Below are 18,288 nucleotides of genomic sequence, written 5' to 3' on the forward strand. Positions count from 1 at the left end.
ATGAAAAAAGTGCTGATAGTTGACGACGATCATTTGGTACGCAGAGGCTTTATTTCGATGATGCCATGGAGAGAGTATCATTTGGAGGTGGTTGGGGAAGCGGGGAACGGAAGAAAGGCGCTGGAGTTTCTTGACAGCCATCCGGTCGATTTATTAATAACCGACCTCGCCATGCCTCTGATGACGGGGATTGAATTGATGCGCACCGTCAAAGAGCGGTATCGGCACATTTCCATGGTGGTGCTGACGTTTCATCAGGATTTCGAATGGATTCAGGAGGCTCTCCGCTTAGGCGCCATCGATTACATTACGAAGGTGGAGCTTGAGCACGAGCAGATGGACGAGGTATTAAGACGCATCGTCAGCAAGATGAAGGAACACGAGGCTCCGTTGGAGCGCCCGTCAGCGGAACGCTTCGAGGAGACCCGCGGCAGCATGGAGGAAACGGGGAGCTACTCGCCCGAGGTTCAGGCGTGCATCGCCAAAGCGGTTCACATTATCCATCAGGAGCTGGAGGAAGAGCTGCACTTGCCGGAGGTGGCGAGGAGGGTGAATATGAGCCGCAGCTACTTCAGCCGGTGCTTTCGCGATATTGTCGGCAGAACGTTCAATGAATATATCCGCGAGCTGAGAGTGAACCGCGCCAAGGAGCTGCTCAGCCGGACGGAGAAAACGATCCAATGGATCGCTACGCAATCCGGATATCCGAACGAGAAATATTTTGGCAAGGTGTTCCGCGAAATGACGGGGATGCTGCCGAGCGAGTTCCGGAAAATCGAAGGCAGTGTCACAAATCGTCTTCAATAAAGTATATTTTCGTCTTCAAATGTTGTCTAGACATCTTAACTTAAGACGATTTGAGCCCAATCGCAAGACGCTTCCTGACCCGCACGCCGCTGCATTACTTTAAGATGAAATCGTAGAGAATCGCATCTTCACGCAAATGCTTAGCAGGACCATGGTTTATACCGCAATCTCTAGGGAGGGGAAGTATGAAACAGAAACAAGCATGGCTGATGTTGGCGGCGTTTACGGTATTGTTGTCGGCATGTTCGGGCAATAACGAAGGGGCGTCGGGCAAGCAGGGAGACGGGCAGGGCACGGTGGCAACGGGAGTGAAAGCGGATCCGTTCCGGATCTCGAGTCCGATCGAGGTTACTACGTTCAAGAGTGTCAGCGCAGGTGCGAAGCTGCCGGCGGGCGATACGGTGGAAAGCAACCAGTATATGAAGTATATCGCCGATAAGACGAATATTAATTTCAAAATTTTATGGTACGCCTCCGGTCCCGATTACGATCAGAAAATGAAGCTGGCCGTAGCGAGCAACGATCTTCCGGATATGATGATTGTTAATGAGCAGATGTTTCTTTCGCTGGCTGAAGCGAATCAGATCGAGGATTTGAGCAAGGTATATGAGCAGTATGCTTCTCCGCTTACGAAGGAGCTGTACGCTTCGACCGGCAACAAGGCGCTGGAGAAAGCGACTTACAAAGGGAAGCTGATGGGCATCCCGAATATTAGCGTGCAGGCGGACGCAGCCAGCATGGCTTGGATCCGCAAGGATTGGATGGATAAGCTCGGATTGCAGCCTCCCAAAACGGTCGACGACGTGATCTCGATAGCCAAAGCTTTCGTGGAACGGGATCCGGACGGCAACGGCAAAGCGGATACGATCGGACTCGCGGGTTCCGAAGGCTCGCTGTCCGTACCGTTCAAGGCGCAGCGGATTGATTTCAAAGGCTTCTTCCAGGCGTTCAACGCATACCCGTCCAACTGGATCAAGGACAGCTCCGGCAAAGTGGTCTATGCCTCTACGCTGCCGGAAACGAAGCAGGCGCTCGGTAAGCTGAGAGAGATGTATGCCTCCGGTCTGATCGATAAGGAGTTTGCTCTGCGCAAAGATCCGAATCAGGTCGTCATCGGCGGCAAGGCCGGAATTTTCTTCGGTCCGTGGTGGTCTGGAGGTCTGATTGCCGACGCGATCAAGAACGACCCTAAGGTCGATTTCGTGCCGTATCTGATTCCGGATGCCAAAGGAACGGTCAATACCCTCATGCTCCCGGTAAGCAACCTGTACATTGTGGTGAAAAAAGGAATGAAGCATCCGGAAGCCGCCATGGTGTACGCGAATACGTTCATAGCCGCCCAAAGGAAGGCCGATCCGGATGCCCTGAAGCTGGATTTCACGGTTAGTGCAGAGTACTGGCCGATCGGTAATGCTACCTACGATTATGCGGATGCGGTGGAACGCAAGTCCGATACGTTGAAGAAAGCTTTGAACGGACAGACGAAGCCGGAGGAGCTAAGCCCGGAAATGAAGGAATTGTATGACAAGGCGATGCGCGATAAGGCGAATCCGAAGGCCGATCTGAAGGACTGGTCCGGCTATTACGGGTATACGGCCCCTGCCGATTTGCTGAAATCGAACATGAATAAAATATACAGCGAGTACACGGCCGTAACGAAGACGATGGAGCGCAAATGGGCGAACCTGCAAAAGCTGGAGAAGGAAACCTTTTTCAAAATTGTGATGGGAGAGCAGCCTCTCGAAGCCTTCGATACGTTCGTTACCGACTGGAAGGCGCAGGGCGGAGACGAAATTACGAAAGAGGTTGCCGACGAAATCGCGAAGGTGAAAAAGTAGCCGAGGTGTCCCAGCATGAATATAAAATCGTACTACAAGCATTATCATCTGATGCTGCTGCCGGGCATCGTGTTCCTGATCATCTTCCATATCGTCCCGATGTTCGGCGTCATCATCGCTTTTCAAAATTTCAAGATCGGCTTGGGCATATGGAACTCTCCATGGATCGGGCTGGAAAACTTCACGTATATGTTCGAAATCAAGGACAGCGGGCTGATATTCTACAATACCGTGTTCATTGCCTTATGCAAAATTATTGCCCATCTGGTCATACCGCTTATATTCGCTATTTTGCTCAATGAAGTCCGGTTTCTCGTGTTTAAGCGGTGGGTGCAGACGATTGTCTATTTGCCGCACTTCTTATCGTGGGTTATTCTGGCCGGCGTGGTCATCGACATGATGTCGCTGGACGGCATCTTCAATCAGGCGCTAAAAGCGATGGGCTATGAGCCGATCCTGTTTCTGGCCAGCAACAAGTGGTTTCCCGCTATTATCGTCGGCAGCGATATTTGGAAGGAATTCGGCTTTGCCGCCATCATCTACTTGGCCGCCTTGGCGGGCATTAATCCGTCCTTGTACGAGGCGGCCGAAATGGACGGGGCGAACCGGCTGCAGCAGCTGTACTACATCACCCTGCCGAGCCTGGTCCCGACCGTTGTCCTGCTGGCTACGCTCAGCATCGGCAACATCTTGAACGCGGGCTTCGACCAAATCTTCAATTTGTATAACCCGCTCGTTTACGAATCCGGGGATATTATCGATACGTACGTGTACCGGGTCGGGCTCGTCCAGGCGCAGTACGGCTTCGCAACGGCCGTCAGCCTGATGAAGTCGGTCATCGGCTTCGTTCTGATCATCATCTCCTACCGCATCGCTTACCGGTACGCCAATTACCGCATTTTCTAACCAAGGCAGGTGATTCGATTGGTACGGAATAAAACCGTCTCGGCCCGTGTGGCCGAGGCATCGCTTTTGCTGGTGATGGTGCTGATCTCCATCATTTCGCTTGCTCCCGTGCTGCATACGTTCTCCGTATCGTTCAGCGACAATGCGGCGGCGTCCGGGGGCTTCGTCAAGTTTTGGCCCGTCGGCTTCAACGTGGAATCGTACCGCAGAATTATGGAGGAGCCGCATTTTCTGAACTCGTTTTTCGTTTCGGTCAAAAGAGTGCTGCTCGGAGGAGCGATCAACTTCGTCCTGACGGTGCTGATGGCATACCCGTTATCCCGCAGCCCGAAGGAATTTCCGATGCGCAATGTCTATATGTGGTTCATGCTGTTCACCATGCTGTTCAGCGGCGGCATTATCCCGCTTTATTTGACCGTGAAATCGCTGGGGCTTTTCAATACGATCTGGGCGCTGGTGCTGCCCGGGGCGGTCCCGGTGTTCAATGTCATCTTGCTGATGAACTTCTTCCGCAATATGCCGAAGGAGCTGAGCGAAGCGGGCTATATGGACGGTGCAGGGCCGTGGTATATGATGCTTAAAGTATTCGTCCCGCTCTCGCTTCCGTCGCTCGCTACCGTCACGCTGTTCAGTATCGTCGGTCATTGGAACGCGTTCTTCGACGGGATGATCTTTATGCGCAGCGCCGAGAATTATCCGCTGCAGACGTACATCCAGCAGCTGGTCGTCAACCTGAATATTGTGGAGCTCGATTCGACGCAGGCCGAGCTGCTGATGAAGGTGTCGGATAAGACGTTGAACGCAGCCAAAATCGTCGTTTCGATGGTGCCGATTCTCATCGTGTATCCATTTTTGCAGAAATATTTCATTCATGGCATTATGCTCGGCTCGGTAAAAGAATAGCGGGATGTCTTGTTCGGAACTACAGGCAGGAGATATAGAGAGCTATTCCGATAAAAGCTTTGAAGCGGATCTGCGAGGAGGAGGAATCTGGATGGAATACAATATGATGACGTTCAATCTGCGCTATCATACGCCGAACGACGGAGATAACGCATGGCCGCACCGTATCGATAAGGCGGCAATGATCATTAGAGAGCACGATCCGGTCCTGATCGGGACGCAGGAAGGCTATTACGCCATGCTCACCGAGCTGCATGGAAAGCTGCAGGACTACGAATGGATCGGCATGGGGAGATTCGGAGGGCAGGAGAACGAGCACTGCGCTATTTTTTATAAGCGGGATAGGCTGGACGTAGTGGAGCAGGGAAACTTCTGGCTGTCGGAAACACCGGACGAAGCGGCTACGAAGAGCTGGGACAGCATGTTCCCGAGAATGTGTACTTGGGCGACATTCACCGATAAGGCCGACGGAAGCACGTTCACTGTGTTCAATACCCACCTGGATCATCACAGCCAGGAAGCAAGAGACCGAGGAGTTCAGGTCATTTGGGAGCGTGTGCAGCAGCATAGGACGAAGCACGTATCGCCGGTTATCATCATGGGAGACATGAACAGCGTGCCCGAGGATATGCCGATCCGATACTTACGCGGGACAGCGGGAGCAGGAGAGGGACCGGACGGCTGGCTGACGGACGCGTATGCCATGCTGGAGGGGCCGGTAGGAAGGACGGCCCACAGCTTCCAAGGAGGTTCGGACGGCAAGCCGATCGATTATATTTTCGTATCGCCGAATGTGGAACTGCTGGCAGTGGAAGTGGACCGAAGGCAGATCGACGGAGGCTTTCCTTCGGATCATTACCCTGTCGTCGCGTCGGTGCGGATCAATGGATAGGCATCGCGGGCACTAACCGCCGGACGGCAGGATATTACATTAGCCAAGATGGTCGGTCGTCTTAGGCAGTCTGCCGGTCAATAAGTTGCACAGCTCCGCCAAACTAGGCTCCAATCAAGTTTACACAGCGTCAATGCATATCGTATGATAGACAATAAAATGACGCGTAAGCTTTTGAAAGGAGCAAGGAATGAAGCCGACCATCTACGATGTGGCCCAGGCTGCCGGAGTATCCATAGCCACCGTGTCCAAGGTGATTAACGGAACGGGCCGCATCAGCGACAAAACGAGAAAGCATGTGACGGACGTTATGCAGCAGCTCAAATACCAGCCGAGCATGGTTGCCTCTGCGTTAACGGGCAAAAGAACGTTCACCGTCGGGCTGACGCTGCCGGATTTGGCGAATCCCTTCTTCGCCGAAGTTGCCCGTGCAGTAGAGGACCGGGGGCATGAATACGGATTTAACGTCATCATTTGCAGCACGGATAACGATCCGGAGCGGGAGATCAAATATTTCACGCTGCTGACGCAAAAGAGGGTGGACGGCGTGATCGTGGCTACCCGGACGGAGAAAGACCTGTTCATGAAAAAGCTGCTTCAGCAGCATATTCCTATCGCGATTATTGCCGGGGAAATGCCGGCGCTGGCCGTCGATACGGTCATGGTGGACGACTATTTGGGCGGCCATCAAGCGGGAAGCCATTTGATCGGGCTCGGGCACCGGCGTATCGCCGTTCTGGCGGAGGACACCGGCACGTCGAGCAACCGCGAACGGATACGCGGCTGCCATCAGGCGATTCGTTCGGCAGGGATACAGCCGGACGATGCAATGGTAACGGTCGGAGGCTTTACCGTAGACGAGGGCAAAGCGGCGGCTGGCCGGCTCCTGGACATGGAGGAGCCTCCAACCGCAATCTTCGCATGCAACGATCTGCTTGCCATCGGAGCGATTCAAGCGGCGCGGGAGCGGGGCATGCAGCTGCCGCAGCAGCTGTCCGTCGTCGGCTTCGACAACACGATCCTGGCGACGATCATTGATCCTCCGCTGACGACGATCGGGCAGCCGATCCAGGAGATCGGCCGTCAGGCGATGGATCTGCTCGTCCAGGAAATCAAGGGCGAGAAGACGGCAAGGCAGCGGATCGTGCTGATGCCGGAGCTGGTAGTGCGGGGATCGACGGCCCCGCTGCTTTAAATTTTAGAGGGACGCAGCCGGACGGCTGCCGCTCCATTTTTGCATGGTATGGGATAGGTACAGGTAAGGAGTTCATTCAGGACGCGTTCTTCCATTTATTGGAGGGATGCGTTTTTTTGCATACATAGAATTCATAAGATCGGGGCTCCCCGCAAAGTATCCGATTGACTTCGAAGTCAAGACTCCACTTTGTGGGGATATTTTGCTCATTGTTAATACTTTTGCCGCGTTGACGTATTTACTATCGTGAGACTCACATAACCAATTGCGCAATTTGTTTACAATTGTTTGTTTTACTAAACGGGAAGGGAGGGGAAGCGAGGTGGAGGCTGCCCATACGAACAGTGGAATCTTTCAAAACGAGCAAAGCGAAGTCCACAACGGGGTTTTAACGACAGAGAGGTTCGCTCAAATGTTCGATACTTACTACAAGCGGGTGTATAAGTACATTTGTTACCGGATCAACAATCACTATGCGGCGGAGGATCTGTGCAGTCAAGTGTTCGAAGCCGTAATATCCAAATACGATAGCTTTTCACCGGAAAAATCGAACTTCGAGGTATGGTTATTTGCTATAGCAAGAAACAGCGTGGCGGATTACTTTCGCATGCAGAAACGCAGAGCCGATTTTTCGCTGAATTCCATATTGAACCGGGTATTCCCCAAGCCAAGTCCGGAAGATATAGTCATTCGCGACGACAACCATCGGGCTTTATTTAAGGCACTTGCGAAGCTAAACGACAAGGAGCGCCATATCATTGCCATGAAATATGCGGCGGGCTTGAAAAACTCGGAGATCGCAGAGCTGATGGGCGTCAGTGGCTCCAATATTGGCGTCGTTCTCTACAGAAGCTTAAAAAAGCTGCACAAAGAATTAGATTTGGAGGAGGTCGACTATGAGTCGTAAGCGTGATATAAAACAGTTCCCAGAATTGACCGAGTGGCTTGCCCGGACCGAGATTGATGACGCCGGCTCCCAAGATCGCACATTCAATCGCTTGAAATTTAAAATGGAAACGGGAACCATCCAACCTCATCAAACAACAAAGGACGGGATCAGTATGAAAAAGACCAAGTGGAAATCAATCGCTGTAAGTGCAATGGCTGTCGTTTGTCTAGGGGGCGCTTTCGCCACCACATCGTCTGCGCAGGAGATGCTTGCATCCATCATGGCGCGCTTTCAAGTCGGAAATATGGAAATCACTCAATACAAAGAGCTTCCTGAAATTGAACCGAAGAGCACTGATGCCAAGCAGCAAACGGGGGAAGCGAGATCCGTACAAAGAGAAGCACCGCCCAAGCTGACACTGAAAGAAGCTCGTACTGCTACTGGAATGAACTTTCCGGCTCCAACGTGGTTATCCGAATCCTATAAACTCGTAAACGTTGTGGTTCAAAGCAGCAAGATGGTTGAGGTACAGTACGAGAAAGAGGGAGATTTCATTTCGCTGTTGATTTCTGCCGGCGGTAACAACGGGATCAGCACCGAAGGCGAAGTTAAGACCGAAACCATTGGCGGGAAAACGGTCTATTTTGCCAATGGCATCGTGATCTGGGAGCAGGACGGGTTCACTTACGAATTGTATCAGATGAGCGAGCAAAGCTTCGATGCTGCCGCGATCGGAAGCATAATCGGCTCCATGTCAACAACGGCAAAGTAAAAAAGCTTTGCATTCGCTTTGACCCGAAAGAGGTACTTGTACAAAGTGCCGATCTTTCGGGTTTTTGCTGTCTCGATAGTTTATTGCGTTTCGTGTTTGTTCAAATGCAGCGGCTTCCCTATTTGACCGGTCTCGCGGATGGCTACGGTCACTTTCACCGTAATTTTTTCGTCTCGGCAATTTCTTTTGAATTTACTGACAACTCTCCTATTGACCTTTTGAGCAACTCTCGCTATAATTTAGAACCAATATCATATTCAGGCAATGACCAAAGACATGATTTTCTTCAAGGGCTGTCAGAGAGAGGAGGTTAGGTGCGAGCTCCTTCAGCGACCGGAAGTGAATTACCCCTTTGCAGCCGTGATGTCGAACAAGTGCAGCTTCAATGGCTGCGCGTCAAGTAGACAACGCCGATTCATCCTCGTTACAGGATGCCTTGAGGAGCTTTCACTTTGCTAGGACTGCCGCAGATTTCTGCGCATTTGCCTGCAGGTGTAGTTCGAAGTAGGGTGGAACCACGAGCTGAACGCACTCGTCCCTTGGGATGAGATGCGTTTTTTTGTTGTCCTGAATAAAAACCAATTCACGAATGGAGGCTTGAGCCATGGGTATGAAAGTCACTTTGCCAAATGGAGCAGTTAAGGAGTGTGAAAGGGGAACCACCGTCGGGCAAGTGGCGCAGTCCATAAGCCCAAGCTTGAATAAACAAGCCGTCGCAGGCCGGTGGAACGGTAAGCTGGTTGACCTGAACTATCCGATCTTGGAAGACGGAGCATTGGAAATTGTGGTGCAGGACAGCCCGGAAGGGCTGGAGGTATACCGGCACAGCACGGCACATCTGATGGCGCAGGCCATCAAGCGGATTTACGGGCAGCAGGCCGTGAAGCTCGGCATCGGCCCGGTCATTGCAGACGGCTTTTACTACGATATCGACATCGAGAAGCCGCTGTCTACGGACGATCTGGCCGCAATCGAGAAGGAGATGGAACGCATCGCGCAGGAGAACCTGCCGATTGTCCGCCGGGAAGTGAGCCGCGAGGAGGCGATTCGGCACTTCGGGCAGCAGGAGGATTCGCTGAAGCTCGAGCTGATACGGGATTTACCGGACGAAGCGGTGATCTCGATCTACGATCAAGGGGAGTTCAGCGACCTATGCCGGGGACCTCATCTTCCTTCCACAGGTCGGATTAAGGCGTTCAAGCTGCTTAACGTAGCGGGTGCCTATTGGCGCGGCGATTCCAATAACAAAGTGCTGCAGCGCATTTACGGTACGGCGTTTCCTGCCAAAGCCCAGCTTGAGGAGCATCTGCATCTGCTGGAGGAAGCGAAGAAGCGCGATCACCGGAAATTGGGCAAGGAGCTCGAGCTGTTCATGTTCTCCGAGGAAGCGCCGGGGATGCCGTTCTATCTGCCCAAAGGAATGGCTATCCGTAACCAGCTCGAGCAGTATTCGCGCGAGCTGCAGCTGAAGCAGGGGTACGACGAGGTTCGTACGCCGCTAATGATGAATCGGCGGATGTGGGAGCAGTCCGGACATTGGGACCATTACCACGAGAATATGTATTTTACGGAAGTGGACGAAACGAGCTTCGCGCTGAAGCCGATGAACTGCCCGGGGCATATGATCATTTACAAAAACAGTCTGCATTCGTACCGCGAGCTGCCGATCCGCATTTCCGAATTCGGCCAGGTGCATCGCCATGAGTTTTCGGGCGCGTTAAACGGCATGATGCGGGTGCGTACATTTTGCCAGGACGATGCGCATATCTTCGTACGGCCCGATCAGATCGAAGAGGAGATCGGACGTGTCATTCATCTGATCGATCAGATGTACCAAGTGTTCGGCTTCGACTATACGATCGAGCTGTCCACGCGCCCGGAGGATTCGATGGGCTCCGAGGAGCTGTGGCGTGAGGCGGAATCGTCACTGCAGCACGTATTGGACGGACGGGGCATCCAATACCGGATCAATGAAGGCGACGGTGCGTTTTACGGACCGAAAATCGACTTTCATATTTTGGATGCGCTGGGGCGCAGCTGGCAGTGCGGCACGATTCAGCTGGACTTCCAAATGCCTGAGAAATTCGAGCTCAGCTACATTGGCGAAGACAATCAAAAGCATAGACCGGTCGTTATTCACCGGGCGATCTACGGGTCCATTGACCGCTTTATCGGCATCTTAACGGAGCATTTCAGCGGTGCGTTCCCGTTATGGCTGGCGCCGGTTCAAGCCAAGCTGCTTCCCGTATCGGAGCATTATATCGACTATGCCTTGCAAGTAAAGAAGCAGCTTGAGGATGCGGGCTTGCGCGTAGAGGTCGATATCCGCAACGAGAAGCTCGGCTACAAAATCCGCGAGGCGCAGCTGAAGAAAGTGCCTTACATGCTGGTGCTGGGCGAAAAGGAGAAGCAGGCAGGCGTTGCGGCTGTACGCCAACGCGGCGTTGGAGACATTGGCTCGGTGAGGATTTCGGACCTGATCGACCGGATGGCCGTTGAAATCGAGCAGAAGCAGCAGCATTGATAAGGCGGGCGCTACAGTCGTAGTGAGGAGTTTAATGTCGAATTAGTTAAAGGTGCGCGGGAGTACGCTTAATTGCAATGCTCAGATGGGAGCTCCGGTTAGGAATGCCCGTTGTCCAGCGGAACTCTTTAAGCGAACGCTTTGTTCTAGGGCATCGTGGAATACCCGCCAGGGTATCCTTGCAGCCTTTACAGTTGATAGATAATAAAAGCTTAGCCGGCGGATCATCGCCGGCTTTTTACATGCTAAGAAGGAAAAAATTCCGAGGCTTTCGGATGACGACGTTCCTCCCAGAAACAATCCTATAGGAGTTGAACTTGTTCGGATTCAAACTCACTTCCGATGATCCGTTTCTTTTACAGGGAATCTTAGCACCGTTTTCAGCTTCGATGGTTCCGTCTTACGGGGATCGGACAAATAGATTTCCCGATGAATTTTGCTTGAACGAACAAATCCTTGTTCCGTGCAAAACGCTTCCATTCGTGCAAAGCTTTCCGGCTCATCGTCAAAGCTTCCCATATGCATCATTTGACAACTCAACCCGTCTTCGACCTGTTCAAACCGAATGGTCTCAAGGAACGGATTCGTTTTTTTCTTTTTCGTCTGTTCCAAAAATCGCTCGAAATACTCCCCCGTCACAAAATCGGGTTGGCGTATCATTATCGTGTACTTAAAATTACTTTTATCTGTCGCGGGCTTGGACCGGTCAAGCAAGTCCCATTCGCCCTCAAGCGGAAATACCGTGTATTCATAGTATCCAGCCGGTACATCTTCACTTTTGTAAGACATTCTCACCGCATAACTCATACTGTATAATGCTTCTGTTGCTTTGGCGAAATCTTCGCCGTTAGGGTCCCCGGAACCACTGACCATAAAAAATGGCATCTTCGGCACTTCCACAATTTCCGGCGACGGTTTTGGCAAATAGAGCTGCTTATAATCTTTTTTATAATCTACCTTTTTGCCCAAAGCCAGCATCTCCTTTTATAAACATAGCAAAATAAACGTTTCCTCTGTGGAACATCATGATGTCATTTTAATTATAGAACAAATGTTCGCAGTAATCAATATCACATTTTTTCATTGACAAGCAATGAGGCTTGGTATAATTTAGGAGTAAGGGTAAGCGCTTAACCTAATTAATGCCCGGACTCCGTAATCAACGCATTTTTATCTTGATAAAGCAATATATTGGAAGTGGTGAAGCGCTTAAATCACATTGACGTGGAGGAGCGATTATGAAAACGGTCTCATTGACGATGGCCCAGGCGTTGCTTCGTTTTCTGAATAACCAGTATATCGAAGTAGATGGGAAGGAGCACAAATGCTTCAAGGGCGTTATGGGCATATTCGGCCACGGCAACGTGACGGGGCTTGGTCAGGCGCTGGAGCAGTACAAGGACGAAATCCTGTTCATTCAAGGGAAAAATGAGCAAGGGATGGCCCATGCCGCCATTGCTTACGCTAAGCAAAAAAACCGGCTGGAGATGTTCGCCTGCACCTCCTCGATCGGGCCTGGTGCGCTTAATATGGTGACCGCTGCCGGCGTGGCTACGGTTAACCGCATTCCGCTGCTGCTGCTGCCCGGAGATATTTTTGCAAGCCGCCAGCCCGATCCGGTGCTGCAGCAGGTGGAATATCCGCTGGATTACACGGTGACGGCGAACGATGCATTCAAGCCGGTGAGCAAATATTGGGACCGTATCTACCGGCCCGAGCAGCTTATGACGTCGGCGATCAACGCCATGCGCGTGTTGACCGATCCGGCGGAAACCGGCGCCGTCACGCTCTGCTTGCCCCAGGATGTGCAGTGCGAGGCGTATGAGTATCCGGAGGCGTTTCTGGCCAAACGGGTGCACCGCATCGACCGGAGGCCGGCGGCACCATCGGCGGTGGAACGGGCCGTGGAGCTGATCCGCAGCAAGAAGCGTCCGCTGCTTATTTGCGGAGGCGGAGTGCACTACTCGCTCGCAACGGAGGAAGTGCGGCAGTTCGCCGAAGCGTTCCGCATCCCGGTGACCGAGACCCAAGCGGGGAAAAGCGCGATCTCCTGGCAGCACCCGCTCAGCTTCGGAGGCGTCGGGGTGACGGGTACGCTCGGTGCAAACCGGCTGGCGGCCCAGGCGGATCTCATCATCGGCGTCGGTACGAGGATGTCCGATTTCTCGACGGCCTCCAAGACGGCTTTTGCCCGAGAGGACGTAGATTTTCTGAACATCAACGTCTGCGCCTTGGACAGCTTCAAGCTGGACGGAACCTATGTAACGGCAGATGCCCGAGAGGCGTTGAAAGCGATTGCTGCCGAGCTGAAGGACCGTTCCTACATATCGTCTTACAGCATTGAGGAGCTGGAAGGGCTTAAGCGGCAGTGGGACAACGAAGTCGACCGCTTGTACGGTGCGGAGCGAGCGGACGGATTGGCGCAAACCCGGGTGCTGGGCGAGGTCAACCGTTTTATAGCTGAGGAAGACATTATCGTGTGCGCAGCGGGCAGCCTCCCGGGAGACTTGCACCGTGTCTGGAGGACGACGCAGCCCAAAACCTATCACATGGAGTACGGATTTTCCTGTATGGGCTATGAGGTAGCCGGGGCTTTCGGCATCAAGCTTGCCGAACCGGACCGTGAGGTGTATGCGCTGGTTGGCGACGGCAGCTATCTGATGCTTCATTCCGAGCTCGTGACCAGCTTGCAGGAAGGCTGCAAAATAACGATTGTGTTGTTCGACAATCATGGGTTCCAATGCATTCATAATCTGCAGAGAGGCCACGGGAGCGGCAGCTTCGGCAATGAATTCCGGAGGCGGTCGGATGAGGATACGCAGCTTACAGGCCAGTACTTGCCGATCGATTTTGCGGCACATGCCCGGAGCCTTGGGGCCATATCGTATTCCGCTACCACCGTCGATGAGCTAAGAGATGCACTGGAAAAAGCAAAGCAGGAGCAAGTTACGACTCTCATCGATGTGAAGGTGCTCCCAGGCACGAACACGGACGGTTACGAATCATGGTGGCACGTAGGCGTAGCCGAAGTATCGGAAATGGAAAGAGTCGCGGAGTCGTATCAAGCGCTGCAAGCCAAGCTGGGAACGGCGAGGAAATGGTGAGCTCGGACGGACATCGTCAACATGTCCTATTTTTATAATCGGGAGAGGAGTCGGGTCCATGAAGGTGAAGTACGGCATCTCGGCCATCAATTGGGTGAATGAAGATATTATGGAGCTTGGCGATCATTATACCGCCGAGCAGGTGCTCGGGGATATGTCACGGTTAGGTTTCGAAGGAACGGAGTTTTGCCGCAAGTTTCCGCGTGATACGGACGCGCTTAAACAACTGCTTGCCGATAACGGCATGGTGCTGACCTCGCAATGGAAATCGGTGCATTTCAGCCGGATCGAGCTGAGGGAGCAGGAGCTGAAGTCGTTCCGCGAGCATGCGGACTTTTTAAAGGCGATGGGCTGCAGCTATGTAGTGACGTGCGAAACGGGCAACGCCTTCGAGGATTTGGAGAGCAACTCAGTCCGCATCGAACCGCTGTCGGAAGAGCAGTGGAACCATATGGCGGAGGGATTGAATGAAGCGGGCCGCTACTGCAAGGACAACGGCATGCAGCTTGTCTACCATTATCATGGGGAGACGGTAGTTGAGAACGGGGAGCAGATCGCAAGATTAATGGAAATGACCGATCCGGAGCTTGTGCATATGCTCTACGATACGGGACACGCCTATTTTGGAGGCAGCGATCCGCTGACCATTTTGCGAACGTATTATGACCGCATCCGGTATATCCATTTGAAGGATATTCGCCAGGAAGTATTGGATTGGAAACGGCGGGAAGGCATCCGGTTCCGTGATGCGGTGCGCAAAGGCATTTTTACTGTGCCGGGCGACGGCTGCATCGATTTCAAGCCGATATTTGCAGAGCTTGCCGAGCGCGGATACGAAGGCTGGATGATCATTGAAGCGGAGCAGGACCCATCGATTGCCGATCCGGTGGAGTATGCGGAGAAAGCGAAGGCCTATTTGCAGCAGATCGTTGGCTGAGCAGGCAAATCATCATGCCGAAACGGTGCGGGCGGGTAGAAAACAAGGTTTGTATGGGAATGGTGGCGGGGGTGTTGTTTATCTGTATCTGAGGCCCCATGCTGATGGACGGACGATGCACGGACTTATAGGATTAGGGATCTTTTATTGAAACGATGATTGATAGGGATAGAGCGCTTCAGAAGAGAGAGTTCGAATTTGTTGGAAACCAACGGTTATAAACTTGGATTGAATTTCTTTTATTACAAACCAATGGTTATAAAAAGGGTTCGTAGTCACAAACACTCCGTCGGATGGGAATGAAAAGTTTGTTGCGGATCAAGCTTTGGGTTAGAGATGCACATAATTAGTAGCGAAAACCATTGGTTAGAAAGGCGGCGCATTAAGCCGGAGCCATGGTATAAAAGAACGAAGCTTGCATTTCGAGCCGACGGAGTAGGATTAAGGAGTCTTTTTACAGTCAGGTAAAGCGCTTAATCCACTTATCAATGACTAATTATACAGTTCCACCACTTAACAATAGCGAGGTAACCATGGGTATGGAAAAATTAACGATCGGCATTATCGGCGCCGGAAGAATCGGGCGGCTTCACGCGGAGCATTTGACCCGTAACGGGCGCGCGGACGTCCGCATAATATCCGATGTCCGGGTAACGGACGAAATGAGAAGCTGGGCCGAGGGGCTGGGCATTCCAAGCATCACGGACAATTACAAAGACATTATGAGCGACGCGGACATTCAAGCCGTATTTATATGCTCCTCCACGAATACTCATGTTCCGTTCATTGTAGAAGCTGCCAGAGCGGGCAAGCATATTTTTTGCGAGAAGCCGATCAGCCTCGATTACCGCCAAACCATGGCTGCGCTTGAAGAAGTGAAGGAAGCGGGAGTCGTGCTGCAGACCGGGTTCAACCGCAGGTTCGATCATAATTTCAAGCGAGTGCGGGAGCTTGTCGAAGCAGGCCGTATCGGTCAGCCGCATATTATCAAAATTACGTCCCGCGACCCGACCCCGCCTCCGAATGAGTACATTCAGGTGTCCGGAGGGCTGTTCATGGACATGGCGATTCACGACTTCGATATGGCCCGTTATTTGTCCGGCAGCGAAGTGACCGAGGTGTACGCTCAAGGAGCTGTGCTGGTGGATCCGGTTATCGGCCAGTTAGGCGATATTGATACGGCGGTCATCAGCCTGAAATTTGCGAACGGAGCTCTCGGCGTTATTGATAATAGCCGAAAGGCTGTGTACGGGTACGATCAGCGTGTAGAAGTGTTCGGCTCCGAAGGCAGCATCAGCGTTCAGAACGACCATCCGAGCACGGCGGAGATCAGTACTTCAGCCGGAGTGGTTCGTGACAATCCGAAATATTTTTTTCTTGAGCGCTATCATGACTCTTATATTGAGGAAACGCGTTGGTTTATCGATTGTATCTTAAACGGGCAGCCGGTTCCCGTCGACGGCAATGACGCGCTGCAAGCGGAAAAAATCGCTTTTGCCGCAAAGCAGTCGCTGCTCGAAGGCAGACCAGTCAAAGTAAGCGAGATTGCTGTGGCGAATTAAAAAGCCGGATTACCAAAGGAGGAAGCGCAGGATGTCAGCAAGTGAATGGATTGTTAACAGCGCCGCTGTTCCCGATATCGACGGCAGAGTGCTCTCGATTACCCCGAAATCTGCGGGCTGGCAGTATGTCGGGTTCGAAGTGTTCCGGCTGTCCGCAGGACAGCAGCTGCGCCAGGAGACGGGCGGCGAGGAAGTATGCCTTGTCCTGCTAGGAGGCAAGGCTGATGTGGCGACTTCGCAGCACAGCTGGGATCAAGTCGGCCAGCGAATGAGCGTATTCGAGCGCATTCCGCCGTATGCGGTTTATGTGCCCTCGGGCGATCATTATGAGGTAACAGCCGTAACCGATCTGGAGCTGGCCGTTTGCCGGGCGCCGGGAAAAGGAACGCATGAAGCGCGGTTGATCACACCTCCGCAGATCGAGGTGGAAATTCGCGGTAAAGGGAATGCCGAGAGGCTCATTCACCAAATTCTTCCCGAGCAGGAGCCTGCGGACAGCTTGCTGGTCGTCGAGGTGCTTACCCCGAACGGCCATTGGTCGAGCTACCCTCCGCACAAGCACGACGAGAATCGCTTGCCGGAGGAGTCCTACTTGGAGGAGACCTATTATCACAAAATCGAGCCGGAGCACGGCTTCGCCATCCAAAGGGTGTATACCGACGACAGGTCGACGGATGAAACCATGATTGTGAAAAACGGGGACGCCGTCCTGGTGCCGAGAGGATACCATCCTGTTAGCGCGCCTCCCGGTTACGATCTGTACTATTTGAATGTGATGGCAGGCCCCATCCGTACATGGAAATTCAAAAACGATCCCGATCATGAATGGATCATGAAAAGCTGGCGAGTGTGAATCAGGGTCATTAGAGTCAAGGAAAGATGAGTTAGGGGGCAGACGGAGTGGTAAGAGAACAAGATACCGAGGGAGGCACGAATATGAGCTTGATTACGTTTCATGAAAACCGTCCGATCGATTTTATCGGCTTGGGCCGCTTGTGCATCGATTTGAACGCCAATGAAATTCACCGCCCGATGGAGGAGACGCGGACGTTCACCAAATATGTCGGCGGCTCGCCGGCCAACATTACGATTGCGGTGGCGGTTTTGGGCAAAAAGGCAGGATTTATCGGCAGAGTGTCCGACGATCAGCACGGCCGTTTTATCCGGCATTATTTGGAGCAGAGCGGTATCGATACGTCCCATGTCATCACGGACCGTTCGGGCACCGTAACCGGGCTTGCTTTTACGGAGATCAAATCCCCTACGGATTGCAGCATTTTGATGTATCGCGATAATGTGGCCGACCTGAAGCTGGAGCCGAACGATATTGACGAAGACTATATCCGCGGCGCCAAGTCGATCATGATCTCCGGAACGGCGCTGGCTGCAAGCCCATCCCGAGAGGCAGCGTTCAAAGCGGTAGAGCTGGCGCGCAAGCACGGAGTGGTTGTATTTTTCGATATCGATTACCGGCCTTATACATGGACCTCGCGGGAAGAAACGGGGATTTACTGCAGTCTGATTGCGGAAAAAAGCGATGTAATACTAGGCGGCAGAGAGGAGTTCGATCTGCTCGAGGCGCCTTACGGCCCGCTGCAAAAAGACGATGTCGCTACAGCTAACCGCTGGTTCGCGCATCATGCCAAAATCGTGCTGGTTAAGCACGGCGGGGACGGCTCTATCGCCTTCACAAAGGATGGCGGGAGCTTCACAGGCACGACGTTTCCTGCCAATGTCGTCAAAACGTTCGGCGCGGGCGATTCGTTCGCAGGAGCATTTATCTACGGCTTGATGAACGGCTGGGACATTGCCCGCAGCCAGCAGTTCGGAGCCGCCTCGGCGTCCATCGTCGTGTCGAGCCACAGCTGCTCCGATGCGATGCCTACGGCGGAGCAAATTCAAGCGGTCATTGACCAGCATGGGAGCAGGTAAGGCATCCAAGGAAAGACGAGCTTGTCC

General features: G+C 52.8%; 15 protein-coding genes. 14 read left to right on the forward strand and 1 reads right to left on the reverse strand.

Annotated elements, in window-relative coordinates; translation table 11 throughout:
• From ACFQ88_RS25485 to thrS, 9 genes are all read left to right on the forward strand, one after another.
• Positions 1-807: a response regulator transcription factor gene (locus tag ACFQ88_RS25485; RefSeq protein ID WP_379458332.1), complete on the forward strand. Its 807-nt coding sequence runs from the start codon at positions 1-3 to the stop codon at positions 805-807.
• Between the two features lie 185 nt (positions 808-992).
• Entirely contained in the window at positions 993-2,645 is a 1,653-nt protein-coding gene (locus tag ACFQ88_RS25490; protein ID WP_379458334.1) for an extracellular solute-binding protein, read from the forward strand.
• A gap of 15 nt (positions 2,646-2,660) precedes the next feature.
• Positions 2,661-3,551, forward strand: a complete 891-nt coding sequence (locus tag ACFQ88_RS25495; protein ID WP_239629060.1) for an ABC transporter permease — start codon at positions 2,661-2,663, stop codon at positions 3,549-3,551.
• An 18-nt stretch (positions 3,552-3,569) separates the two neighbouring features.
• Positions 3,570-4,454 carry a carbohydrate ABC transporter permease gene (locus tag ACFQ88_RS25500; RefSeq protein ID WP_239629057.1) on the forward strand — a complete coding sequence of 295 codons (885 nt, stop codon included), beginning with the start codon at positions 3,570-3,572 and terminating at the stop codon, positions 4,452-4,454.
• A 91-nt stretch (positions 4,455-4,545) separates the two neighbouring features.
• Positions 4,546-5,346, forward strand: a complete 801-nt coding sequence (locus tag ACFQ88_RS25505) for an endonuclease/exonuclease/phosphatase family protein (RefSeq protein WP_379458337.1) — start codon at positions 4,546-4,548, stop codon at positions 5,344-5,346.
• Between the two features lie 190 nt (positions 5,347-5,536).
• Complete coding sequence (locus ACFQ88_RS25510) at positions 5,537-6,541, forward strand: LacI family DNA-binding transcriptional regulator (RefSeq protein ID WP_239629052.1); 1,005 nt, start codon at positions 5,537-5,539, stop codon at positions 6,539-6,541.
• Positions 6,542-6,863: 322 nt separating this feature from the next.
• Entirely contained in the window at positions 6,864-7,448 is a 585-nt protein-coding gene (locus ACFQ88_RS25515) for a sigma-70 family RNA polymerase sigma factor (RefSeq protein WP_239629050.1), read from the forward strand.
• Entirely contained in the window at positions 7,438-8,202 is a 765-nt protein-coding gene (locus tag ACFQ88_RS25520) for a hypothetical protein (protein ID WP_379458340.1), read from the forward strand. The genes ACFQ88_RS25515 and ACFQ88_RS25520 overlap by 11 nt, the downstream gene beginning before the upstream one ends.
• A 604-nt stretch (positions 8,203-8,806) precedes the next feature.
• On the forward strand, positions 8,807-10,726 hold the full coding sequence (thrS, locus tag ACFQ88_RS25525; protein WP_379458342.1) for a threonine--tRNA ligase: 1,920 nt from the start codon (positions 8,807-8,809) through the stop codon (positions 10,724-10,726).
• Positions 10,727-11,059: 333 nt separating this feature from the next.
• Here the strand turns inward: thrS and ACFQ88_RS25530 are convergent, their stop codons facing one another.
• Positions 11,060-11,695, reverse strand: a complete 636-nt coding sequence (locus ACFQ88_RS25530; RefSeq protein ID WP_379458344.1) for a GyrI-like domain-containing protein — start codon at positions 11,693-11,695, stop codon at positions 11,060-11,062.
• 269 nt (positions 11,696-11,964) lie between these two features.
• Between ACFQ88_RS25530 and iolD the strand changes: the two genes are divergently transcribed.
• From iolD to iolC, 5 genes are all read left to right on the forward strand, one after another.
• Entirely contained in the window at positions 11,965-13,830 is a 1,866-nt protein-coding gene (gene iolD / locus ACFQ88_RS25535; protein ID WP_379458346.1) for a 3D-(3,5/4)-trihydroxycyclohexane-1,2-dione acylhydrolase (decyclizing), read from the forward strand.
• 58 nt (positions 13,831-13,888) lie between these two features.
• A complete protein-coding gene (iolE, locus tag ACFQ88_RS25540) occupies positions 13,889-14,767 on the forward strand; it encodes a myo-inosose-2 dehydratase (protein WP_379458348.1) in 879 nt (292 codons plus the stop codon).
• Positions 14,768-15,306: 539 nt separating this feature from the next.
• On the forward strand, positions 15,307-16,329 hold the full coding sequence (gene iolG / locus ACFQ88_RS25545; RefSeq protein WP_379458350.1) for an inositol 2-dehydrogenase: 1,023 nt from the start codon (positions 15,307-15,309) through the stop codon (positions 16,327-16,329).
• Positions 16,330-16,360: 31 nt separating this feature from the next.
• Positions 16,361-17,182 (forward strand): 5-deoxy-glucuronate isomerase, encoded by an 822-nt coding sequence (gene iolB, locus ACFQ88_RS25550; RefSeq protein ID WP_379458352.1) that lies wholly within the window; start codon positions 16,361-16,363, stop codon positions 17,180-17,182.
• Positions 17,183-17,265: 83 nt separating this feature from the next.
• The gene (iolC, locus tag ACFQ88_RS25555) at positions 17,266-18,261 is read left to right on the forward strand and encodes a 5-dehydro-2-deoxygluconokinase (protein ID WP_379458861.1); all 996 of its coding nucleotides are present in this window, start codon (positions 17,266-17,268) and stop codon (positions 18,259-18,261) included.
• Positions 18,262-18,288 lie beyond the last annotated feature (27 nt).

This window comes from Paenibacillus sp. NPDC056579, from assembly GCF_042793215.1.
Classification (GTDB): Bacteria; Bacillota; Bacilli; order Paenibacillales; family NBRC-103111; genus Paenibacillus_S.

Coding starts and splice junctions, on each gene's coding strand:
- ACFQ88_RS25485 (WP_379458332.1), top strand. CDS start 1: ATGAAAAAAGTGCTGATAGTTGACGACGATCATTTGGTACGCAGAGGC.
- ACFQ88_RS25490 (WP_379458334.1), top strand. CDS start 993: ATGAAACAGAAACAAGCATGGCTGATGTTGGCGGCGTTTACGGTATTG.
- ACFQ88_RS25495 (WP_239629060.1), top strand. CDS start 2,661: ATGAATATAAAATCGTACTACAAGCATTATCATCTGATGCTGCTGCCG.
- ACFQ88_RS25505 (WP_379458337.1), top strand. CDS start 4,546: ATGGAATACAATATGATGACGTTCAATCTGCGCTATCATACGCCGAAC.
- ACFQ88_RS25510 (WP_239629052.1), top strand. CDS start 5,537: ATGAAGCCGACCATCTACGATGTGGCCCAGGCTGCCGGAGTATCCATA.
- ACFQ88_RS25520 (WP_379458340.1), top strand. CDS start 7,438: ATGAGTCGTAAGCGTGATATAAAACAGTTCCCAGAATTGACCGAGTGG.
- thrS (WP_379458342.1), top strand. CDS start 8,807: ATGGGTATGAAAGTCACTTTGCCAAATGGAGCAGTTAAGGAGTGTGAA.
- iolD (WP_379458346.1), top strand. CDS start 11,965: ATGAAAACGGTCTCATTGACGATGGCCCAGGCGTTGCTTCGTTTTCTG.
- iolE (WP_379458348.1), top strand. CDS start 13,889: ATGAAGGTGAAGTACGGCATCTCGGCCATCAATTGGGTGAATGAAGAT.
- iolG (WP_379458350.1), top strand. CDS start 15,307: ATGGAAAAATTAACGATCGGCATTATCGGCGCCGGAAGAATCGGGCGG.
- iolB (WP_379458352.1), top strand. CDS start 16,361: ATGTCAGCAAGTGAATGGATTGTTAACAGCGCCGCTGTTCCCGATATC.
- iolC (WP_379458861.1), top strand. CDS start 17,266: ATGAGCTTGATTACGTTTCATGAAAACCGTCCGATCGATTTTATCGGC.